Here is a 21,416-nt window from a genome sequence, read left to right as displayed (position 1 = left end):
CTAAACCCATTGCGGCGGTGGAACATGTCCCAAGTGGTTTATTCGATCTTGGCCCTGTCGGCACCGGGCGGTGCTCAGCAGACTGGGGGCCAGATCTTCGATGAGCCCACAAGGAAACCGACCATGACGCAACGTCTCGATTATTTCGCCGCCGCACCCCAGGGCTACAAGGCGCTGGGTGGTGTGAAGAGTTATGTACAGGGTTGCGGGCTGGCCGCGCAACTGATCGATCTGGTGTACCTGCGGGTCTCGCAGATCAACGGCTGTGCCTACTGCATCAACCAGCATTCGCGCGATCTGCTCAAGCTGGGCGTCAGTGCCGACAAGGTGCAACTGGTGCCGGTGTGGCGCGAGGCCGAGTCGCTGTTCGATGCGCGTGAGCGTGCTGCCCTGGCCTGGGCCGAGACGGTGACCCTGGTGCACCAGACCGCGATACCCGATGCGGAGTATCAGGCCGTTGCGGCAGTGTTCGGTGAAAAGGAGCTGGCTGACCTGACGCTGGCGATCGGCCTGATGAATGCGCTCAACCGCGTGGGTGTGGGTTTCCGGCTGGTGCCGCCCGGTGTCCGGGAGCATGAGGAGGCGGCCCGTGAACGGTGATCTGGAGTATCAACTGATCGAAAGCGAAGCCCGCTGTCGCGAATGTTTTGCGGTGATGCGTGAGTTGCGCCCCCAACTGGATGACGAACAGTCCTTCGTCGAGCAGGTGTTTCGCCAGGGTGAACAGGGTTATCGCCTGCTGGCGCTACGCGAGCAGGCGCAGGTGATCGGCCTGGCCGGCTTTCGGGTGACGGAGAATTTTCTCTACGGGCGCTTCGTTTATGTCGACGACCTGGTGGTGACCGCCTCACAGCAGCGGCGTGAGCTGGGGGCTGCCTTGCTGGAAGCGGTGCGGCGGCATACCCGGTCCCTGGGTTGCCGGTATCTGGTGCTCGATACCGGTCTGCATATGCCACTGGCGCAACGTTTCTATTTCCGCCAGGGGATGCTGGCCAAGGGCATGCACTTCTTTCAGGACCTGGAGCAGGCGGTATGAGCCGTGCGTTGTTGTTGAACTTCAGCCCCCATGGCACGGCCGCTCGCGGCTACCAGCTGGCCGCCGAGGTGTTGCGGGACTGGCCCGGTGTCACTGAGGTGATCGAACGGCAGTTGGGGCGCGAGCCTTTGCCTGCGGTGACCCGCGACTATGCGACGGCCGTGACTGCGCTGGACGGACAGGCCCCGGCCGTCGAGGTGTCCGAGCGGCAGATCGTCGAATTGGAGAGCAGCGATCTGTTGGTGCTGTGTACGCCGCTGCATAACTTCACGCAGCCTGCGGCGCTGAAAGTGTGGGTCGATCATGTGGTGCGGATTCAGCGCAGTTTTGGCCGCAATGAAGCGGGGTTGAAGGTGGGCCTGCTCAGGGATCGGCCGACCTTCGTGCTGGTCAGCTCGGGTGGTTTCATTCAGGGGGAAAGGGCCAATCAGCCGGATTTTCTGACGCCTTGTCTGACGGCACAGTTGGATTGCGTGGGCATTCGGCAGGTGAACTTCATCTATCTGCAGGGTTCGGTGCGGGGAGATGAGGCGGTGCGACGGGAGATGGTTGAGGCCAGGAAATGGTTTCTTGAAGGGCTGACGGCGGTGGTTGGTTGAGTTGAATGCCCGCCTTCGTTGGATCGCCAGCGAGCCGGCTATCCCAGGGATTGGGGGCTCTGCGGAAGGGGAGTTATTGCCGTTGGCTTGGGGGCTTATGCACAAGTGGTTGGTCAGCGGCGCAACGAACGCAAGGATTTGTGAACGCGTTCTCAGCATGTTGCAACTGACTGTTTTCTCGTCGATTTATTCTGTGAACAAAAAATGACCAGCCGCCTGTCGGCGTTGCAGGTGTTGTCTTCAGGGGTTATCGGGCAAAAGCATCAACAGAGTTATCCACAGGCTGTAACTGGCAATGTGACAGTTCGTCGCGTTCGGCCAGGAGCATCAGGTTGCGTGGCGTCAACGGGCTTTCGCAGAACTGGCCGAGGCGCACGCGGTAGCCCTGTGCTTCCAGGTACAACGCACGGTCGAGCACCAGCCAGAGTTCCAGCGGGCGGCGGAACAGGCCGCGCAGCAGTTCCAGGTTGCGTACCTCGGCCAGCCGTTGCCAACCTGCTGCCTCCAGTTGCTCCCAATCCTGCTCGCCGACTGTGGATAACTCCTTGAGCGCGGCCAGGTCGCGGCAGTAGTCGGCGAAGGGCTTGTCCAGCCAGGCGCTGGGCAGCGACGGGGTGGGCAGGTAGTCATCGCTCTGGCGCAATCGGCGTTGCAGCAGGTCGAAGGCCAGGCGACGAGCCATGGAGCAGTCGCGCTGGCGGCGTACCCGGGCGCCTGCGGTCACGGTCTCGCTCAGGGGCAGGGCGAGGTCATCCAGGGACAGTTGCAGGCTGGACGCCTGGGCGGCGGTGGACAGGGGCTGGTAGTTCGCGGTGCCGATGCGGTTGTAGCAGCACGGAGCGATTGCCAGTTGTCCACAGCCGGCGTGGCTGGCCAGTTGCATCAGGCGCACATGCAGGTCGCCGCAGGCGTGCAGGGCGACTGGTGTGTGTCCGGCGTTCAGGCGCAAGCCGGCTTCGGCGGCCATGACGTCCTGCAGGACATGGTTGGCGGGCAGGTGGTGATGCTGGCTCAGTTGGGCGCCGCTGGCGACCAGGGCCGGGTCGTACTCCAGGCAGGTCAGTTGCTGGCCGGGCTGCAGCAATCGACGGCCGAGGTGGCCCTTGCCTGAGCACCAGTCGAGCCAATGGCCAGGTGTGCGGGCGAAATCGAGGCAGGCGGCGAAGGCTTCGATCTGCTGCCACTTACGGCCGGGGACGTCGACGTTCAGGCGTGGGCGGGCGGCTGGCAGCGGTTTGTCGGGGAGGTTGCCGATCGTGCCCAGAGCTGCGGCTTCGGCGGCCAGCTCCGGGAAGGGGGCCGGAGCGCCGAGTCGTTCCGGGTGGTTGTGGCTGCTTTCGGCGTCTTCGAGGCTGCGCTGGCGTAGCCAACTGGCAAGCTCCGGGTGTGCGGCTTCCCAGGGCAGTTGCAGGTGAGTGAAGGGCCGTGGGCGCCAGAGCTGCTGGTGGGCCGACAGGAAGGTGTCCAGGGCCTGGAAGCGGGTTTGCAGGGCGGGGCCTTGGAGGATGGGGGGCATGCTGGAGAGTCCGGGGTGTCGGGGTTGGCCTTTTCGCGGATGAATCCGGCCCCCCCACAGTGTCGCACTGATCACAAGAGAGCCGGACTCATCGGCGAAAAGGCTCCCGGAATCGCCAGAAATTTTCTTTGATGCAGGGGATTTTAAGTCCCCTGCTCTCCAATCGCATCAGCGCCCCTGGCAGGCGTCGACCCGCATCCAGCGCTCCAGCAGCTTGAACGCCTGCACCAGCAGGAACGAGATCACCAGGTAGAACACCCCGGCGGTGAAGAACATGTCCACCGTCAGGTAGTTGCGCGCGATGATGGTCCGGGTCATGCCGGTCAGTTCCAGCAGGGTCACGGTGCTCGCCAGCGAGCTGGCCTTGAGCATCAGGATCACTTCGTTGCTGTAGGCCGGCAGGCCGATGCGCGCCGCCCGTGGCAGGATGATGTAGAACAGTGCCTTGGGCCGCGACATGCCCAGCGCCCGCGCCGCTTCGATCTCGCCCGGCGGGATGGCCTGGATCGCGCCACGCAGGATCTCGGCGATGTAGGCGGTGGTATGCAGGGTCATGGTTGCCGCCGCGCACCAGAACGGGTCGCGCAGGTAGGGCCACATGAAACTGTCGCGTACCACGTCGAACTGCGCCAGGCCGTAGTACACCAGGAACAGTTGCACCAGCAGCGGTGTGCCGCGGAAGAAGAAGATGTAGCCGTAGGGCAGCGAGCGCACGTACCAGAGCTTCGAGGCCCGGGCGATGCCCAGCGGCACGGCGAGGACCAGCCCCAGCACCACGGCGATGCCCAGCAGTTCCAGGGTCAGTGCCGCGCCCTGGAAGAACTTCGGCAGCCATTTGAGGATGACTTCCCATTCCATTATGTGGTCCTCACAAAACCGCGAGCGGCACGTTTTTCCAGCCAGTGCATGCCGATCATCGAGAGGATGGTCAGGCCCAGGTACATGAAGGCCGCCACCAGGTAGAAGGTGAAGGGCAGCTTGGTGAACTGCACGGCGTTCTGCGCCTGGCGCATGATTTCTTCCAGGCTGATGACCGACACCAGTGCGGTGTCCTTCATCAGGATCATGAACAGGTTGCCCAGCCCCGGCAGGGCGATGCGCCACATCTGCGGCAGGATCAGCCGGGTGAAGATCCGTGGCCGGGACATGCCCAGCGCGACGCCGGCCTCACGATGGCCCTTGGGAATCGCCAGGATCGCCCCGCGGAACACCTCCGTGGCATAGGCGCCAAAGCACAGCCCCAGGGCAATCACCCCGGCGGCGAATGGGCTCAGGGCCAGGTCGGGGTTGCCGAAGCAGTCGCCCAGGGCGCTCATCAGGTTGACGGTGCCGTAGTAGATCAGCAGCACCCAGAGCAGTTCCGGCACGCCACGGACCAAGGTCGAATAGGTGCCCCCCAGCCAACGCAGCGGCTGGTACGGGGAAGTCTTGGCCAATGCGCCGAGCAGCCCGAGCACCAGCCCCAGGCACAGGGCACAGAGCGCGAGCTTGACGGTCATCAGCGCGCCGGCGGCAAGCGCCGGGCCGAATCCGTAGAGATCAATATTCATGGGCAAGGCAGGCTTTGCTTGGGGACGAGCGGCACCCGTCGGGCTCTATGGCCCTTCGGGGTGCCGGCCATCGGGGCGGGTCAGAGGATGCTGAACGGGAAGTACTTGTCGTTGATCTTCTTGTAGGTACCGTCGGCGATGATTTCCTTCAGTGCGGCGTTCAGGCGCTCACGCAGGGCGTCGTCCTTCTTGCGCACGGCGATGCCGATCTTGTCGCTTTCTTCCACCGGGTCGCCCTTGAATTCGTAGGCCTTGCCGGCGTCGCTCTTCAGCCACTCGTAGTTGACGTACTTGTCCGCCAGGATGGCGTCCAGGCGACCGGCCTGCAGGTCGAGGTAGGCGTTTTCCTGGGTATCGTAGAGCTTGATGGTGACATCGCTGCCCAGGTGGTCTTCCAGCCAGCTGCCGGCCAGGGTCGAACGCTGCGCGCCGATGATCTTGCCCTTGAGCGAGGCCTTGTCGGTCTTGAAGTCGGTGTCTTTCTTGGCTGCGATGAACTGCAGCTTGTTGGAGTAGTACGGGTCGGTGAAGTTGACCGCCTGCTTGCGCTCGTCGGTGATCGACATGGAGGAGATCAGGAAGTCGAACTTTTTGGTCTGCAGGGCCGGGATGATGCCGTCCCAGTCGGAGGTGACGACGGTGCACTCGACTTTCATCCTGGCGCACAGGGCGTCACCGATATCCTTGTCGAAACCTACGACCTGGCCACTGGCGTCCTTGTTGTTGAACGGTGGGTAGGCGGCCTCGATGCCCATTTTCAGGGTCTCGGCCAGGGCGCTGGCACTGAAGGCCATGGAGACGGCAGCGGCCAGGAGGATTTTTTTGCAGGTCTGCATGCGTGTTGCTCCGTTAGCGGTTGCTGGACATGAATTGTTTGCAGCGCGCCGACTGCGGGTTCTCGAAGACCTGCTGCGGCGTGCCCTGTTCTTCCACCAGGCCCTGGTGGAGGAACACCACTTCACTGGATACCTGGCGGGCGAAGCCCATCTCATGGGTGACCAGCAGCATGGTACGGCCTTCTTCGGCCAGGGCGCGAATCACGTTGAGCACTTCCTGGACCATCTCGGGGTCGAGGGCCGAGGTCGGCTCGTCGAACAGGATGACCTTGGGTTGCATGGCCAGTGTACGGGCGATGGCCGCTCGCTGTTGCTGGCCGCCGGAAAGTTGGGCGGGGTAGGCGTGGCGCTTGTCGGCGATGCCGACCTTGGCCAGCAGCGCTTCGGCGATCTCGATGGCCTCGGCCTTGCTCTGGCCGAGCACCCGGCGCGGGGCCTCGATGATGTTGTCGAGGATGGTCATGTGCGGCCAGAGGTTGAAGTTCTGGAACACGAAACCGATTTCGCTGCGCAGGCGATTGATCTGCCTGCCGTCGGCGGCCACCAGCTCACCGTTCTTCGCGGCCTTGAGCTTGAGTTCTTCGCCGTTGACCAGGATCTGGCCCTGGTGCGGGTTTTCCAGCAGGTTGATGCAGCGCAGGAACGTGGACTTGCCGGACCCTGAGGAGCCGAGGATCGAGATCACATCACCGTCACGGGCGGTCAGCGAGATACCCTTGAGTACCTCCAGCTCACCATAGCGTTTGTGCAAGTTGCGGATTTCAAGCGCGGGCGTGGCCTCAGCCATGTGCGTTCCTCATTGTTCATTGCGCTCCTGCTGTTGGCTGCCTTCCTGGCGAGCGCCAAGCTAGCATAGGGTTCGAACGGGGTAGGTCGGTGCCGTGGCAGGTTGTCGCATCGGCACAGCAGACTGTCGCCCCATCAACAACCGAACACCCGTTTGATCCGTCTTTACCTTGACCGTCGCGTCAAAAAGGGCGCGATGTTGCCAGCTTTGGCCGAGGGTTGGAAGGGTAAACCGGCTCAACGGACATTGCTTCGCCCTCAAATGGGGCGCGTGGACAAATTTTGCCTGTTTCCGGTGCGACCGGCGGGTCTGAATCTGGGTGGCTCGGTAACGTTCTGGCTAATAGCCATTAATCTCAAGGACTTGCGATTGTCCTTCGGTCGGCTGCCCGGGCCCCGGGAGCCGGGGGCTTGTAATATTTTGGCGCAAAATTTGCGTAAAAAATAAAACACGCCCCGTTGAGTTCCTTTTACAAGGTGGTCGGTAACGCGGGGTGGAATGAATAGCTCTTCATTGCACAGGTAATCTCCCAATGAGCGGTACGCATAATTCCAACAATCTGGAGCAAGGGCTCAAACCCCGGCATGTGACGATGTTGTCGATCGCCGGGGTGATCGGCGCCGGGCTGTTCGTCGGTTCCGGGCATGCGATTGCCGAAGCGGGGCCGGCCGTGCTGATGGCCTATGCCGCAGCGGGTGCGCTGGTGGTACTGGTGATGCGGATGCTGGCCGAGATGGCCGTGGCCTCTCCCGATACCGGTTCCTTCTCGACCTACGCCGACCGCGCCATCGGGCACTGGGCCGGCTTCACCATCGGCTGGCTGTACTGGTGGTTCTGGGTGCTGGTGATTCCGCTGGAGGCCAACGCCGCCGCGACGATCCTGCATGCCTGGTTCCCCAATGTGGCGATCTGGGCCTTTACCCTGGTCATCACCCTGTTGCTGACCGCGACCAACCTGTTCAGCGTGAAGAACTACGGTGAGTTCGAGTTCTGGTTCGCTCTGGTCAAGGTGGTGGCAATCATCGGCTTCATCGCGCTGGGCGTGCTGGCGATCTTCGGCCTGCTGCCGACCAGCCAGGTCAGCGGCGTGTCGCATCTGGTCGACACCGTGGGTTTCCTGCCGAACGGCCTGGGGGCGGTGCTGGCAGCCATGCTGACCACCATGTTCTCGTTCATGGGCACCGAGATCGTGACCATTGCCGCTGCCGAATCGAAGGATCCGGGCAAGCAGATCTCCAAGGCCACCAATTCGGTGATCTGGCGGATCGGCCTGTTCTACCTGGTGTCGATCTTCATCGTGGTGTCGCTGGTGCCGTGGAATGACCCGAGCCTGGCGGCTGTCGGTTCCTACCAGACCGTGCTGGATCGCATGGGTATCCCGAACGCCAAGCTGATCGTCGACCTGGTGGTGCTGGTTGCCGTGACTAGTTGCCTGAACTCGGCCCTGTACACCGCTTCGCGGATGCTGTTCTCCCTGGGCAAGCGCGGTGATGCACCGGCGATGTCCAAGCGCACCAATGCCAGCGGCACGCCCTACTGGGCGGTGATGCTGTCGACCGGGGCGGCGTTCCTCGCGGTGTTCGCCAACTACGTTGCGCCGGCGGCGGTGTTCGAGTTCCTGCTGGCCAGTTCGGGCGCGATCGCGCTGCTGGTGTACCTGGTGATCGCCGTGTCGCAACTGCGCATGCGTCGTCAGCGGGTCGCCAAGGGCGAGACGATCGACTTCAAGATGTGGCTGTTCCCGGGCCTGACCTGGGCAGTGATCGCGTTCATCGTTGCGGTGTTGACGGTGATGCTGTTCCAGGACGCCCATCGCGTGGAAGTGCTGGCTACCGGTCTGCTGAGTATCCTGGTGGTGGCGGCGGGGCTGTTGGTGTCGCGTCGGCGTCGGCTGGAGAAGGCCGGGCGTGTGGTGCTGAACTAAGCGCACTGGCTTGCCTGGGCCCCTTGCCAGGGGGCTCTGTCGCCAGCAGGCCGACCTGCTGGCGATGTCCCAGGAGCCCTGAAGGGCGCCTCTCCTGCTCTGTGGTCTAGTGCAGGGCCTGCGAGGCTGCCACATAGTCGGCCTGGAAGGCCGGGCTCTCGATCCAGGCCAATGCGGCCTCTTCGGTGCATTCTGTGGACCACTGACGGTACTCGAGCAGCGCCGACAGGATGAAGTCCGTCGCACCCTCGTCACCCTCCTGTTCAACCACCAATTCCAGCAGCGGGTCTTCCAGGAAGACGCGGCACATGGCCTGCTGGCTGGTGGCTTCGGCGTCGCGCATTCTCTTGAACAGGTCGGTCAGGTCGACCGATTCGAGATCGATCCGATCGTCGTCCACCGGCAGCGACTCGGCCGGCTCGCTGGCGCGACGGACACGGTTCTGCTTGGCCTTGGCTTTCGCCCGTTGTGCGCGTTTGTGTTGCTTGTTCTGGGATGCCATGGGCTGCGGTGCTTTGAAAAAGGGAACAAGCGCGAATTATCCCAGTGAACCGGGGGAATGCCAAAGTGCATTTTGTCGAGGGGGCAAGGTTGCTGGCGTTTCTGGCGCAGCAGCTTTTGAGTCGCCACCGCTCGCTCACGATCCAGCTCCGTGCGCAGCTCTTCCTCCGTTGGCAGTATCAGCTCGTACTTGCTGGCGAATGGTTGCTCATGTCCGTTGAGGGCCGAATAACGGACCAGCGACTCGTCTTTCTTCGAACACAGGATGATACGGACCGTCGGTCCGTCGTTCGGACGGTAGCGGGTCCAGCTCAATTCGTGGCGCAATGCGTCACGCGTTGGGAAAGCTTTGTAGAAGAGTCGCGATGAAGGGCGTGGCGATGTTGTCGGAAGCGCACAGCGTTGCGGAGCAGCCGGAAGCTGTCCTCAGGCGTTTTCCTGGCGTTGGTCGCGAAACCTCGGCAGGTTTCGTCGACGCTGATGTCAGAAGCCGACGCTAGCAAATTCCAGGCAATAAAAAACCCGCACTGGGCGGGTTTTTTGTTTCAGCTGGCTTTGACACCACCTGAAGTAATAAGTGGTGCCCAGAGACGGAATCGAACCGCCGACACGGGGATTTTCAATCCCCTGCTCTACCGACTGAGCTATCTGGGCAACGGGGCGCATTAAAAGCGTTTTTCGAGGATGCGTCAAGCAAGATTTCAAAAAATTTTTAATTATTACCGTCGCTTACGACTCAAGCCTCGAAAACACGGGATCATTCAGCCGGTGGAACGTAGCCTTCGGCCTTGGCGTAATCCTCGCCGGAAAAGAACTTGTCCATCTCGCCCTGGATGTATTTGCGGTCGTCCGCATTCATCATGTTCAGGCGCTTCTCGTTGATCAGCAGGGTCTGGTGTTTCAGCCAGTCGCTCCAGGCCTTCTGGGAGACGTGGTCGAAAATGTCCTGGCCCTTGGCACCCGGATACGGTGGGCGATCCAGGCCTGGCAGTTCTTCGTGGTACTTGCGGCACATTACGGTGCGGGTCATGACGACTCTCCTGCATTCAAAACGTCGGCTGCGCGCTTGAGCAGCTTCTTCACCGGGGCAGCAAGGCCCAGGCGCGGCGGGGTGGCGAGGTTATACCAGAGCCAGTCGGCCTCGGCCACGTGATGGGCGGACTCCTCGACCCGCACCAGCCAGGGCTCGATATCCAGCTGGAAGTGGCTGAAGGTGTGGGTCAGGCCCGGCAGTGCCTGCTGCGGCCCCAGCTCCAGCGAGTGCTGCAGGGCCAGGTGCGGCAGGTCGTCCAGGTCGTCCAGCTCCGGCAGGCTCCACAAGCCGCCCCAGAGGCCGCTGGACGGCCTGCGGTAAAGCAGGATGGCGCCTTCGCGGTTGGCCAGCAGCGGCATCAGCGTGCGCTTCTGTGGCACGCTCTTGCGCGGCTTGGGGATCGGGTAGCGGGTCTCCAGGCCGTACTTGTGGGCTTCGCAACCACTCTCCAGGGGGCAGAGCAGGCAACTGGGCCTGCTGCGGGTACACAGCGTCGCACCGAGGTCCATCATCGCCTGGGTGTAGTGGTTGACCCGGGTCTGCGGTGTGAACAGCTCGGCGTTGGCCCACAGCTGTTTCGCCACCTTGGGCTCGCCCGGATAGCCCTCCTGGGCGGTGTAGCGGGCCAGCACGCGCTTGACGTTGCCGTCGAGGATCGGTGCGCGGATGCCCATGCTGATACTGGCGATGGCCCCGGCGGTGGAGCGGCCGATGCCTGGCAGCTCGGTGAGCTTCTCGACATCCCGCGGGAATTCGCCGCCATGTTCGGCGACGACGATCTTCGCGGTCTTCTGCAGGTTGCGCGCCCGGGTGTAGTAGCCCAGGCCGGTCCACAGGTGCAGCACTTCATCTTCCGGCGCGGCCGCCAGGGCTTCGACGGTCGGCAATGAAGCCATGAACCGGTCGAAGTAGTTCAGCACGGTGCTGACCTGGGTCTGCTGCAACATGATTTCCGACACCCATACCCGGTAAGGGTTGATGTCCTGCTGCCAGGGCAGGTCATGACGGCCGTGGCGGTCGTACCAGTCCAGCACCGCCGTGGAAAACTGCTCGGCTCTCATCGTTTGAACAGCCCCTTGATCGCGTTCTTCAGTTCCGGGCTGACCTTGTCGCCGAGTTTCTCGTCGATCTTTTCGCTCAGCTTGTTACCGGCCGCACGTGCGGCCACCTGGCCGAGGCCGTCCTTGTCGATGCGGCAGGCCTTGGCGCCCAGCTCCAGCGGACCGCGGCAGCGCAACGGCCACTCGATGTCGGCGAAATTCTCGCCGACCTGGCAGGCCGGGTCCGGCATGTCGCTCTTGTCGCCCTCGACGATGACGCCGATGCGGTAGTCCATGCCCAGCACCCGCAGGTCGATGTCGCCGTTGCCGTTGACGGTCAGGCCGGGGATGCGGACTTTCAGGTCGGGGTTGCTGGCGACGCCATTGCGGATGCTCAGGCTGCCCTGGAGTTCCTGGAATGGAGTGTCCTTGCCGCGCGGTTCGCTGCTCAGGGTCTTGCGGTTGAGCAGGGCGATACCGGTGCAGAGCTGCTGTTCCAGGTTGGCGTTGAGCAGCACGCCGTTGTTGAGGACGAAACTGGCGGTGCCGTTGAGGCTGTCGACCAGCGCCTTTTCGCTGTTGCCGGTACCGCTCAGGTTGCTGTCGAGGGTGATCGCGCCCTTGATCGGCGGCTTCTGTCCCTGGGCCTGCAACACGCGTTCGACCGGCACCCGGTTCAGCCGGGTCTGCAGGTTCAGTCGCGGTGTGTCATTGCGGACATCGAGACTGCCCTTGCTGTCAAAACTGCCGTTGTAGAGCTCGCCGCGCAGGCTGGCGAGGGTCAGCAGGCCACCCTGCCCGGTGGCCTTGAGGGCGGCGTTGTCGATCGGCAGCTTCTTCAGGGTCAGTTGGTCGAAGCTCAGGTCGGCGTCCACGTCGAGGCTGCGCAGGCGCTCGATCGGCAGCAGCCGGTCGTTGCTCCAGGCACCCTTGGTCGGTGAGTCGGGCAGCGGCGTGGTGCCGCCGACGGCATTCGCTTCGCTGCTCTGGACTTCGGCCTGGCGCGCCTTCGAGGCGCTGTCGGCATCGGCCGACTTCGCCGGCAGGTAGCGGTCGGCGTCGAACTTGTCGCCCTTGAGCTGTACGCGCAAGGCCTGCTTGGCGAAGTCTTCGACGGCAACGCGGCCGCTGAAGGTGCTGTCGTCGAGTTTCAGGTTGATGTTGTTCAGTTCCAGGCTGCTCGGCGTGCCGCTCAGGCGGGTCACCAGCTCGACCTTGCTCAGGCTGCCGTCGGCCACCGGTGGCAGTGGCTGGCCGATGCTGTCGAGGAACTTCATCAGGTCGAACTGGGCAATCGACAGGCCGCCACTGACCTGTGGGGTCTTGTCGAGGTCACGGGCCTTGAGTTCGCCGATGGCGCGCAACTGGTTGGCCGACAGCTTGAGGCTGGTCCACTCGGCGATATTGGCGGCCATGTCCACCAGCAACTGCCCCTGCATCGAGAAGGTCAGGCTCTTGCCCTGCAGCGGATCGCCCGAGGCTTCGCCGCTCAGGCGCATGTCTTCGAACTGGTAGCGCTTGAGGGCGCGGTCGAAGCGCAGGTTGCCGCCCAGTTCGGTCCGGGCCCGCAGTACCGGCTGGTTGGTGCCAAAGAACGCCGTCAGCTTGACCGCGATTTCCTTGCCTTCATGAACCGGGCCGGTGCTCAGTTGGATGCTCTCCGAGGTGATCTGGCGACCGGTCTTCTCATCGTTGAATTCGACCCGGGCGTTGTTCACCGTCAGGCTGTCGATGTCCATGCGGACCGGCTGCGAGGGCTTTTCGGCCTCGGCACTGTCGCCACCCTGTGACGTGCCGGTGGCCTGTTCCGCCGTGCCAGCCGCTGTCGCGCTCGGCAACGGCCGACCGATATCTTCCCAATTGCCGTGGCCGTCCTTGTCGCGGTTGAGCATCAGGTTCAGGCCCTCGACGCGCACGTCGCTCATCTGCACTTCGCGGCGCAGCAGTGGCAGGACACGCACCGACAGGCCGAGCATCTGCAGATCGGCGAACGGTTTGCTCGGGTTGTTCAGGGTCGCCACGCTGGCGTCATGCAGTTCCAGGCCCAGCCACGGGAACAGGCTCCAGCCGATGTCACCATTGAGGGTCAGCTCGATATGGGCCTTGTCGCGGGCTATCTGGCGAATCTCGTTCTTGTAGTCGTTGGGATCGAACCAGTGGGTGAGCGCGAAGCCCAGCGCCACGATGATCAGCAACAGTCCGAGAAGTACCAGACCCAGGATTTTGCCGAACGCTTTCATGGGCGAATCCTTGTGTTGAGTCGAATTTGAAGTCAGCTGGCGAGTATAACGCTACGAGCATGCTCGGTTGGCGCTAGGTTGTTGACGATTGTGACTCGCCCGGAGCATCTGTGGGCGTCATCGCCAGCCCGCCCGCTCGCGCAAGGGGAGAGCAAAATCATTTCCCGCGGAGCGGAAGTGGCACTGCGGTGCAGTTTGATTGCAAAAGACGATATCAGTTTGCTTTATCTGTAACGCGCAAGTGGTAATCTCTCGCAGTTCGCCTGTCTTTCTGCGGCCTATTGTCGCGTTTCGGAGCTTCATTTCAATAAAACGACCACGCCTGCGTGCACGAAGGTTGGGAATGAGGTGTGTCCGGCGGACCACAATTCCAATGGGGGAAAACACCAATGAGCACTAGCATTACGGCGGGCAGCCTTGCCGCCGAGCCGGCGTTCCTGTCCAAGGAACGCATCATCGCCAAGCCCGGTTTCAACCGCTGGCTGGTTCCACCGGCCGCCCTGGCCATTCACCTGTGCATCGGCATGGCCTATGGCTTCTCGGTGTTCTGGCTGCCACTGTCCAAGGCCCTGGGCATCACCGCCCCGGTCACCTGTGGCGCGGATATCGGCTTTTTCGAGCAGGTGTTCTCGTCGCAATGCGACTGGCCGATCTCGATGCTCGGCTGGATCTACACCCTGTTCTTCATCTTCCTCGGCTGCTCGGCGGCGATCTGGGGTGGCTGGCTGGAGCACGCCGGGCCGCGCAAGGCCGGTGTGGTTTCGGCGCTGTGCTGGTGCGGCGGCCTGCTGATTTCCGCGCTGGGCATCCATACCCATCAGATCTGGCTGATGTGGCTCGGTTCGGGCGTGATCGGCGGTATCGGCCTGGGCCTGGGCTACATCTCGCCGGTCTCGACCCTGATCAAGTGGTTCCCGGACAAGCGTGGCATGGCTACCGGCATGGCGATCATGGGCTTCGGTGGTGGTGCGATGGTCGGTGCGCCGCTGGCGACCGCGCTGATGGGCCACTTCGCTTCGCCGACCAGTGTCGGCGTGTGGCAGAGCTTCGTCGCCATGGCGGCGATCTACTTCGTCTTCATGATCGGCGGTGCTCTGGCCTACCGCGTGCCGCCAACCGGCTGGAAGCCCGAGGGCTGGACCGCGCCGGCGAAGAAGACCAGCAACGCGATGATCACCAACCGCCACGTGCATGTGAACGTGGCCTGGAAAACCCCGCAGTTCCGCCTGGTGTGGCTGGTACTGTGCCTGAACGTTTCCGCCGGTATCGGCATCCTTGGCATGGCTTCGCCGCTGCTGCAGGAAGTGTTCGCCGGCAAGCTGCTGGGTAACGACCTGAGCTTCAGCCAGCTGGACGCCACGCAACTGGCGCAGATCGCCGCGATCGCCGCCGGCTTCACCGGCCTGCTGAGCCTGTTCAACATCGGTGGCCGGTTCTTCTGGGCCTCGTTCTCCGACTACATCGGCCGCAAGGCGACCTACTTCGTGTTCTTCGCTCTGGGCTTCGCGCTCTACGCCTCGGTACCGAGCCTCGGTCACCTGGGCAGCGTCGCGCTGTTCGTGGCGGCATTCTGCGTGGTCCTGTCGATGTACGGCGGCGGTTTCGCCACGGTGCCGGCCTACCTGGCGGACCTGTTCGGCACGCAGATGGTCGGTGCGATCCACGGTCGCCTGCTGACCGCCTGGGCCGCGGCCGGCGTGCTCGGTCCGGTGCTGGTGAACTACCTGCGCGAGTACCAGTTGAGCATCGGTGTACCACGGGCTGCCGCCTACGACATCACCCTGTACATTCTCGCCGGCCTGCTGGTGCTGGGTTTCATCTGCAACCTGCTGGTGCGTCCGGTGGCCGACAAGTACTTCATGACCGACGCCGAACTGGCCGCCGAACAGGCGCTGGGTCATGACAAGGGTGCCGATGGCAGCACCGTGCTGGAGTGGAAAGCCGCACCGGGCAGCAAGCCCCTGGCGATTGCCGCCTGGCTGGTGGTGGGCATTCCGCTGGCCTGGGGTGTCTGGATCACCCTGCAAAAGACTGCCGTACTGTTCCACTAAGCGGTTGTCCTGACAGGTATAGCCCTGACGGTGCTGGTTTCAGCCCGTCAGGGAACTCACCTTCCATGTTTCTGTTTGCCGTCCGCACGCCTATAATGATCGCCTTTTTCGCCCAATGATTTTGCGGAGCTGGTGATGGCCGAACGTAAGGCGTCCGTCGAGCGCGACACCCTGGAAACCCAGATCAAAGCCTCGATCAACCTGGATGGCACCGGAAAGGCCCGATTCGATATCGGTGTGCCTTTTCTTGAACACATGCTCGACCAGATCGCCCGTCACGGGCTGATCGACCTGGATATCGAAAGCAAGGGCGACCTGCATATCGACGACCACCACACCGTGGAAGACGTCGGTATCACCCTCGGCCAGGCCTTCACCAAGGCCATCGGCGACAAGAAGGGCATCCGCCGCTACGGCCATGCCTATGTGCCGCTGGACGAAGCGCTGTCGCGCGTGGTCATCGATTTCTCCGGCCGTCCCGGCCTTCAGATGCACGTGCCGTTCACCCGCGCCACCGTGGGCGGTTTCGACGTCGACCTGTTCCAGGAGTTCTTCCAGGGCTTCGTCAACCACGCCAACGTCACCCTGCACATCGACAACCTGCGCGGGCACAACACCCATCACCAGATCGAAACCGTCTTCAAGGCCTTCGGCCGCGCCCTGCGCATGGCCGTCGAGCTGGATGACCGCATGGCCGGGCAGATGCCCTCCACCAAGGGCGTGCTCTGATGCAGACAGTGGCGGTTATCGATTACGGCATGGGCAACCTGCACTCGGTGGGCAAGGCCCTCGAGCACGTCGGTGCCGGCAAGGTGCTGATCACCAGCGACGCGGCGGTGATTCGCGAGGCGGATCGGGTGGTCTTCCCCGGCGTCGGCGCAATTCGCGACTGCATGGCGGAGATTCGTCGCCTGGGCTTCGACTCGCTGGTGCATGAAGTCAGCCAGGACCGGCCGTTCCTCGGCATCTGCGTAGGCATGCAGGCCTTGCTCGATCGCAGCGAGGAGAACGAGGGCGTCGACTGCATCGGCCTGTTCCCCGGCCAGGTGAAGTTCTTCGGCAAGGACCTGCAGGAAGACGGCGCGCACCTGAAGGTCCCGCACATGGGCTGGAACGAAGTGAAGCAGGCGGTGGATCACCCCCTGTGGCACAACATTCCGGACCTGGCACGGTTCTATTTCGTGCACAGCTACTACATCGCCGCCGGCAATCCGCGGCAGGTGGTGGGCAACGGTCACTACGGTGTCGATTTCGCCGCAGCGCTGGCCGATGGCTCGCGTTTCGCCGTGCAGTTCCACCCGGAGAAGAGCCACACCCATGGCCTGCAGTTGCTGCAGAACTTCGCCGCCTGGGACGGCCGTTGGTAATGGCCGCGAAGAAGGGCAAGCCGCCGTTGTTGACGCTGACTCCCGAACAGGAAAGCGAGGCTTGCCGCAAGATCAAGCGGTTCATGGAGGATCGCTTCGAGCTGGACCTGGGTTCGTTCGAGGCGGCTGAAGTCCTCGAACTGTTTACCCGCGAAATTGCTCCGCACTATTACAACAGGGCGATTTTCGATGTGCAGACGCACCTTAAGGAAAGGTTCGAGAGCATCGAAAGCGACCTGTGGGCGCTCGAGAAAAACTGATTTTCGAGTGAAGCTGAAAAAACGACTTTAAGGTTTGCCAGATGCTGATTATCCCCGCTATCGATCTCAAGGACGGTGCCTGCGTCCGCCTGCGTCAGGGCCGCATGGAAGATTCCACGGTGTTCTCCGATGACCCGGTGAGCATGGCTGCCAAGTGGGTAGAGGGCGGCTGCCGTCGTCTGCATCTGGTCGACCTGAACGGCGCCTTCGAAGGCCAGCCGGTCAATGGCGAGGTGGTTACCGCCATCGCCAGACGCTACCCGCACCTGCCGATCCAGATCGGCGGTGGCATTCGCTCGCTGGAGACCATCGAGCACTACGTGAAGGCCGGTGTGAGCTACGTGATCATCGGCACCAAGGCGGTCAAGCAGCCCGAGTTCGTCGCCGAGGCCTGCCGTGCGTTCCCCGGCAAGGTGATCGTCGGCCTGGATGCCAAGGACGGCTTCGTTGCCACCGACGGCTGGGCGGAAGTCAGCTCGGTGCAGGTGATCGACCTGGCCAGGCGTTTCGAGGCTGACGGCGTGTCCGCGATCGTCTACACCGACATCGCCAAGGACGGCATGATGCAGGGCTGCAACGTGCCCTTCACCGCCGCCCTGGCCGCCGCCACCCGCATTCCGGTGATCGCCTCCGGCGGTATCCACAACCTGGGCGACATCAAGACCCTGCTGGACGCCAAGGCCCCGGGCATCATCGGTGCGATCACCGGCCGGGCGATCTACGAAGGCACCCTGGATGTCGCCGAGGCGCAAGCCTTCTGCGATTCCTACACTGGCTGAGGACTGACCATGGCGCTGGCCAAACGCATCATCCCTTGCCTGGACGTCGACAACGGTCGCGTGGTCAAGGGCGTCAAGTTCGAGAACATCCGCGATGCCGGTGACCCGGTGGAAATCGCCCGTCGCTACGACGAGCAGGGCGCGGACGAGATCACCTTCCTCGATATCACCGCCAGCGTCGATGGCCGTGATACCACGCTGCATACCGTCGAGCGCATGGCCAGCCAGGTGTTCATCCCGCTGACCGTGGGCGGTGGCGTGCGTACCGTGCAGGACATCCGTAACCTGCTCAACGCCGGTGCTGACAAGGTGTCGATCAACACCGCGGCGGTGTTCAACCCCGAGTTCGTCGGCGAGGCGGCCGATCGCTTCGGCTCGCAGTGCATCGTCGTCGCCATCGACGCCAAGAAGGTTTCGCAGCCGGGCGAAACCCCGCGCTGGGAGATCTTCACCCACGGCGGGCGCAAGCCGACCGGGCTGGATGCGGTGGAGTGGGCGAAGAAGATGGAAGGCCTGGGGGCCGGTGAGATCCTGCTCACCAGCATGGACCAGGACGGCATGAAAAGCGGCTTCGACCTCGGCGTGACCCGTGCCATCAGCGATGCCCTGGGCATTCCGGTGATTGCCTCCGGCGGCGTCGGCAATCTCCAGCACCTGGCCGACGGTATCCTCGAAGGCCATGCCAGCGCCGTGCTGGCTGCGAGCATCTTCCACTTCGGCGAGTACACCGTGCCTGAAGCCAAGGCCTATATGGCGCAACGCGGTATCGTGGTCCGCTGAATACAGGGATCACTGGACAGCATGGCGGGCCCGGGCCACTCTTGGGCACGCCATGGACTTCGGTAGTACAGCATGCTCAAACGTCTTCTACTGGCCGTCGCCGGCACCTCGCTGCTGCTGACAGGGCCCGCCTTCGCGCAGGAAAGCACCGATACTTCGCTGGTCCTGCTGACCGAGAACTTCCCGCCGTACAACATGGCGAAGAACGGCAAGAACTTCGCCCAGGACGAGAATATCGAAGGCATTGCCGTGGATATCGTCCGCGAGACCTTCAGGCGCGCCGATATCCGCTACAGCCTGACCCTGCGCTTTCCCTGGGAACGGATCTACAAGCTCGCCCTGGAGCAGCCCGGCTACGGGGTGTTCGTGATGGCACGCCTGCCGGAGCGCGAGACCCTGTTCAAATGGGTCGGGCCGATCGGCCCGGATGACTGGGTGATGCTTGCCCGCGCCGACAGCAAGCTGGCGCTGACGGCGCTGGCGCAGGCGCGCAAGTACAAGGTCGGTGCCTACAAGGGCGATGCCATTGCGCAAACCCTGGCGCGCCAGGGGCTGGAGCCGGTACTGGTACTGCGCGACCAGGACAATGCCCGGAAACTGGTGGACGGGCAGATCGACCTCTGGGCCACCGGCGACCCGGCAGGACGCTTCCTGGCGCGTCAGGAAGGGGTGACGGGGCTCAAGACCGTGTTGCGTTTCAACAGCGCCGAACTGTACCTGGCGCTGAACAGGGAGGTGCCGGACGAGGTGGTCGCCAGGCTGCAGGCGGCGCTGGATCAGTTGCGCAAGGAAGGCAAGATCGACGAGATCATGGCCCGCTACCTGTAGAGCGCGTTATCGTTCTTCGCGGATACAGAGGTAGTGTGGACAATGACACGCACTGTAGGAGCAAGGCTTGCCTGCGAAGAGGCCAGTGCGGCCACTGAAAGCTTCGCGGGCAAGCCCGGCTCCTACAGTCCTGCGGCGACCACATTGTATAGGGTTTGTCCGCGAGAGGTCGCCGGATAACTAGCGGTAGACCCCATTCCTGCCATGCCCCGAGGTGGCCTGGTTGCCCCGCAGGGCAATCATCGAGCGGATGTCGATCCACTCCACGCCCTGCTCCTTGAGCCTGGGCAATTCACGCTCCAGCACCGCCAGCGTCTGCGGATACGGATGGCCGATCACCACCGCGCTACCCTGCTTGTGCGCCAGCCTGATCGCGGTCTGCAACTGCGCGGTGATCGCCGGCTCGGTGCGTTCGTTATCCAGGAACACATCCCGCGACACGCTCGCCAGGCCGATCTTCTGCGCTTCGGAAGCGGCAACCGTCCTGGCGCTGGTGCGGCTGTCGACGAAGAATTTGTTGCGCCGCTGCAGCTCGCCCATCAGCCAGGCCATGGCGACCGGTTCGGCAGTCATGCGGCTGCCCTCGTGGTTGTTGACGCCGCTGGTGTAGGGCACGGCCAGGAACGCCGCTGCCAGGCGTTTCTGCAGTTCTTCCAGAGGCAGCTCGGGATGCCAGGCGAATGGTCCGGTGGCCGGGTCCATGGGCATGTGCAGCATGACGACCTTGCCGGCCTGGTGCGCCTCACGGGCCAGCTCGGCGGCGTGGGGCGTGTCGGGCATGATCGACGGGGTGATCGGGCCGGGCAGGGCCAGCACGCGACGATCCCGGGGCAGGTTCTGCCCCAGGTCATCGATGATCACGGTCAGGTAGGCTTTCGCCGGGGTCGGCGTTTCGGTCGGCGTTGCCTGGGCAACGCCGATCAGGCAGCCGAACAGCGCCAGCAGGGTCCAGCGCCGCATCTCAGTTGCCGCGCGTGACGCTCAGGCCCTTGAGCAGGCTCAGCGCCTGGCTCAGCTGGTAGTCGTCGTCCTGCAGGCGGGCCTTGCCCTTGGCCGATTTGACGCTCGGCCGGTCGGCACCGCCGTTGCCGTTGCCCAGGTGACCCTGCAGGTCGGCTTCCTTGAAGGTTTCGTCGTCCTGGGCGCCGGTGACCTTGGCCTGGCGGACCTCGATGTCCGGGATGATGCCCTGGGCCTGGATCGAGCGGCCGTTCGGGGTGAAGTACAGCGCGGTGGTGAGTTTCAGCGCGCGGTCGTTGCTCAGCGGCAGCACGGTCTGTACCGAGCCCTTGCCGAAGCTGGTGGTCCCCATCAGCACCGCACGCTTCTGGTCCTGCAGGGCGCCGGCGACGATTTCCGAAGCCGAGGCGCTGCCGCCGTTGATCAGCACCACCATCGGCGAGGCGTCGCTCTCGTCGTGGCCGGTGGCCGAGAAACGCAGCTCGGAGTTGGCGATGCGGCCCTTGGTGTAGACGATCAGGCCCTTGGTGATGAAGTGGTCGACCACTTCCACTGCCGCCTGCAGGACGCCGCCGGGGTTGTTGCGCAGGTCGAGGACGATACCGTTGAGCTTCTTGTTGCCGTTCTCCTTGCGCAGCGTAGCCAGGGCCTTGGACACCTCTTCACCGGTCTTGACCTGGAACTGGGTGATGCGGATGTAGCCGTAGCCGTTCTCCAGCATCTGGCTGCGCACGCTCTTGGTGCGGATGATGGCTCGGGTCAGGGTCACGTCGAACGGCGTGCCGCCGTTGCGCACCAGGGTCAGGGTGATCTTCTGGCCGACCTTGCCGCGCATCTTGTCGACGGCTTCGGTCATGGTCTGGCCGCGGGTCGGTTGGCCGTTGATCTTGACGATCAGGTCACCGGCCTCGATACCGGCCTTGGACGCCGGGGTATCGTCGATCGGCGAGACCACCTTGACGAAGTTGTCTTCCATGCCGACCTCGATACCCAGGCCGCCGAATTCGCCGCTGGTGTCTTCCTGCAACTGGGCGAAGTCTTCCGGGCCCAGGTAGGCGGAGTGCGGGTCAAGGTTGCTGAGCATGCCCTTGATGGCGTTTTCCAGCAGGGTCTTGTCGTCCACCGGCTCGACATAGGCGGCCTTGATCCGGTCCATGACCTCGGCGAAGGTGCGCAGCTCGTCGAGCGGCAGCGGGGCCTTGGCGGTGACGACAGGAGCGGCCGCCGGAGCGGGCTGGGCAGGTTGCGCAGCGAACGCGTGGGGCGCGCCGATCACGAGGGCGATCGTCAGGGCCAGCGAGGTGAGGCGGGACAAATGCAGCATGTCGA

22 protein-coding genes, 1 tRNA gene and 1 pseudogene are annotated in these 21,416 nt (G+C 63.4%); 11 read left to right on the top strand and 13 right to left on the bottom strand.

The features are described from left to right. The first annotated feature begins 123 nt into the window (after window positions 1-123). Genes ACM62G_RS10220 through ACM62G_RS10210 form a run of 3 tightly spaced genes read left to right on the top strand, consistent with a single transcriptional unit; the run spans window position 124 to window position 1,635 of the window. Window positions 124-600: a carboxymuconolactone decarboxylase family protein gene (locus ACM62G_RS10220; RefSeq protein WP_054058025.1), complete on the top strand. Its 477-nt coding sequence runs from the start codon at window positions 124-126 to the stop codon at window positions 598-600. Beyond that, complete coding sequence (locus tag ACM62G_RS10215) at window positions 590-1,036, top strand: GNAT family N-acetyltransferase (RefSeq protein WP_419737093.1); 447 nt, start codon at window positions 590-592, stop codon at window positions 1,034-1,036. The genes ACM62G_RS10220 and ACM62G_RS10215 overlap by 11 nt, the downstream gene beginning before the upstream one ends. After that, window positions 1,033-1,635: an FMN-dependent NADH-azoreductase gene (locus ACM62G_RS10210; RefSeq protein WP_054058023.1), complete on the top strand. Its 603-nt coding sequence runs from the start codon at window positions 1,033-1,035 to the stop codon at window positions 1,633-1,635. Before ACM62G_RS10215 ends, ACM62G_RS10210 begins: the two co-directional genes overlap by 4 nt. 247 nt (window positions 1,636-1,882) lie before the next feature. On the opposite strand, the gene ACM62G_RS10205 is transcribed toward ACM62G_RS10210, so the two are convergent. The 5 genes from ACM62G_RS10205 to ACM62G_RS10185 all read right to left on the bottom strand — a co-directional run bounded on the left by ACM62G_RS10205 (window position 1,883) and on the right by ACM62G_RS10185 (window position 6,324). Then, a complete protein-coding gene (locus ACM62G_RS10205; RefSeq protein WP_419737092.1) occupies window positions 1,883-3,151 on the bottom strand; it encodes a methyltransferase in 1,269 nt (422 codons plus the stop codon). Between the two features lie 168 nt (window positions 3,152-3,319). Further along, the gene (locus ACM62G_RS10200; RefSeq protein ID WP_054058021.1) at window positions 3,320-4,009 is read right to left on the bottom strand and encodes an ABC transporter permease; all 690 of its coding nucleotides are present in this window, start codon (window positions 4,007-4,009) and stop codon (window positions 3,320-3,322) included. Further along, window positions 4,009-4,701: an ABC transporter permease gene (locus tag ACM62G_RS10195; RefSeq protein WP_054058020.1), complete on the bottom strand. Its 693-nt coding sequence runs from the start codon at window positions 4,699-4,701 to the stop codon at window positions 4,009-4,011. Before ACM62G_RS10195 ends, ACM62G_RS10200 begins: the two co-directional genes overlap by 1 nt. An 80-nt stretch (window positions 4,702-4,781) precedes the next feature. Next, window positions 4,782-5,537, bottom strand: a complete 756-nt coding sequence (locus ACM62G_RS10190; RefSeq protein ID WP_054058019.1) for an ABC transporter substrate-binding protein — start codon at window positions 5,535-5,537, stop codon at window positions 4,782-4,784. Between the two features lie 13 nt (window positions 5,538-5,550). Then, complete coding sequence (locus tag ACM62G_RS10185; RefSeq protein WP_017901599.1) at window positions 5,551-6,324, bottom strand: ABC transporter ATP-binding protein; 774 nt, start codon at window positions 6,322-6,324, stop codon at window positions 5,551-5,553. A 532-nt stretch (window positions 6,325-6,856) separates the two neighbouring features. Here ACM62G_RS10185 and gabP point away from each other — a divergent pair. Beyond that, complete coding sequence (gene gabP / locus ACM62G_RS10180) at window positions 6,857-8,248, top strand: GABA permease (RefSeq protein WP_054062055.1); 1,392 nt, start codon at window positions 6,857-6,859, stop codon at window positions 8,246-8,248. A gap of 106 nt (window positions 8,249-8,354) precedes the next feature. Here gabP and ACM62G_RS10175 read toward each other — a convergent pair whose 3' ends face one another. The 6 genes and pseudogenes from ACM62G_RS10175 to ACM62G_RS10150 all read right to left on the bottom strand — a co-directional run bounded on the left by ACM62G_RS10175 (window position 8,355) and on the right by ACM62G_RS10150 (window position 13,062). Continuing rightward, window positions 8,355-8,750, bottom strand: a complete 396-nt coding sequence (locus tag ACM62G_RS10175; protein WP_054058017.1) for a hypothetical protein — start codon at window positions 8,748-8,750, stop codon at window positions 8,355-8,357. A 101-nt stretch (window positions 8,751-8,851) separates the two neighbouring features. Beyond that, a pseudogene (locus ACM62G_RS10170) lies at window positions 8,852-9,043 on the bottom strand (DUF1016 domain-containing protein); the annotation flags it as partial. Between the two features lie 284 nt (window positions 9,044-9,327). Then, window positions 9,328-9,403 (bottom strand) — tRNA-Phe (locus ACM62G_RS10165). Window positions 9,404-9,506: 103 nt separating this feature from the next. Further along, the gene (locus ACM62G_RS10160) at window positions 9,507-9,779 is read right to left on the bottom strand and encodes an oxidative damage protection protein (protein ID WP_054058016.1); all 273 of its coding nucleotides are present in this window, start codon (window positions 9,777-9,779) and stop codon (window positions 9,507-9,509) included. Then, complete coding sequence (gene mutY, locus ACM62G_RS10155) at window positions 9,776-10,843, bottom strand: A/G-specific adenine glycosylase (protein WP_054058015.1); 1,068 nt, start codon at window positions 10,841-10,843, stop codon at window positions 9,776-9,778. Before mutY ends, ACM62G_RS10160 begins: the two co-directional genes overlap by 4 nt. Further along, window positions 10,840-13,062, bottom strand: coding sequence for an AsmA family protein (locus ACM62G_RS10150; RefSeq protein WP_419737091.1), 2,223 nt, complete (start codon window positions 13,060-13,062; stop codon window positions 10,840-10,842). Before ACM62G_RS10150 ends, mutY begins: the two co-directional genes overlap by 4 nt. A gap of 389 nt (window positions 13,063-13,451) precedes the next feature. On the opposite strand from ACM62G_RS10150, the gene ACM62G_RS10145 reads away from it, so the two are divergent. From ACM62G_RS10145 to ACM62G_RS10115, 7 genes are all read left to right on the top strand, one after another. Further along, window positions 13,452-15,113 (top strand): OFA family MFS transporter, encoded by a 1,662-nt coding sequence (locus tag ACM62G_RS10145; RefSeq protein WP_054058013.1) that lies wholly within the window; start codon window positions 13,452-13,454, stop codon window positions 15,111-15,113. A gap of 135 nt (window positions 15,114-15,248) precedes the next feature. Beyond that, complete coding sequence (gene hisB, locus ACM62G_RS10140) at window positions 15,249-15,842, top strand: imidazoleglycerol-phosphate dehydratase HisB (RefSeq protein ID WP_017903926.1); 594 nt, start codon at window positions 15,249-15,251, stop codon at window positions 15,840-15,842. Then, entirely contained in the window at window positions 15,842-16,480 is a 639-nt protein-coding gene (gene hisH / locus ACM62G_RS10135) for an imidazole glycerol phosphate synthase subunit HisH (protein ID WP_054058012.1), read from the top strand. The genes hisB and hisH overlap by 1 nt, the downstream gene beginning before the upstream one ends. After that, the gene (locus tag ACM62G_RS10130) at window positions 16,480-16,740 is read left to right on the top strand and encodes a DUF2164 domain-containing protein (RefSeq protein ID WP_054058011.1); all 261 of its coding nucleotides are present in this window, start codon (window positions 16,480-16,482) and stop codon (window positions 16,738-16,740) included. The genes hisH and ACM62G_RS10130 overlap by 1 nt, the downstream gene beginning before the upstream one ends. 41 nt (window positions 16,741-16,781) lie before the next feature. Continuing rightward, entirely contained in the window at window positions 16,782-17,519 is a 738-nt protein-coding gene (hisA, locus tag ACM62G_RS10125; protein WP_054058010.1) for a 1-(5-phosphoribosyl)-5-[(5-phosphoribosylamino)methylideneamino]imidazole-4-carboxamide isomerase, read from the top strand. Window positions 17,520-17,528: 9 nt separating this feature from the next. Further along, window positions 17,529-18,299, top strand: coding sequence for an imidazole glycerol phosphate synthase subunit HisF (gene hisF, locus ACM62G_RS10120; protein WP_054058009.1), 771 nt, complete (start codon window positions 17,529-17,531; stop codon window positions 18,297-18,299). Between the two features lie 72 nt (window positions 18,300-18,371). Beyond that, on the top strand, window positions 18,372-19,127 hold the full coding sequence (locus ACM62G_RS10115; RefSeq protein ID WP_273822654.1) for a substrate-binding periplasmic protein: 756 nt from the start codon (window positions 18,372-18,374) through the stop codon (window positions 19,125-19,127). A gap of 180 nt (window positions 19,128-19,307) precedes the next feature. Here ACM62G_RS10115 and ACM62G_RS10110 read toward each other — a convergent pair whose 3' ends face one another. Then, window positions 19,308-20,087 carry a divergent polysaccharide deacetylase family protein gene (locus ACM62G_RS10110; protein WP_419737090.1) on the bottom strand — a complete coding sequence of 260 codons (780 nt, stop codon included), beginning with the start codon at window positions 20,085-20,087 and terminating at the stop codon, window positions 19,308-19,310. A 1-nt stretch (window position 20,088) separates the two neighbouring features. Then, window positions 20,089-21,411 carry a S41 family peptidase gene (locus tag ACM62G_RS10105; protein ID WP_054058006.1) on the bottom strand — a complete coding sequence of 441 codons (1,323 nt, stop codon included), beginning with the start codon at window positions 21,409-21,411 and terminating at the stop codon, window positions 20,089-20,091. Window positions 21,412-21,416: the final 5 nt, after the last annotated feature.

This window comes from Pseudomonas sp. COR18 (assembly GCF_048568395.1).
GTDB lineage: Bacteria > Pseudomonadota > Gammaproteobacteria > Pseudomonadales > Pseudomonadaceae > Aquipseudomonas > Aquipseudomonas fuscovaginae_B.
This window is presented reverse-complemented; position numbering and strand designations above follow the sequence as displayed.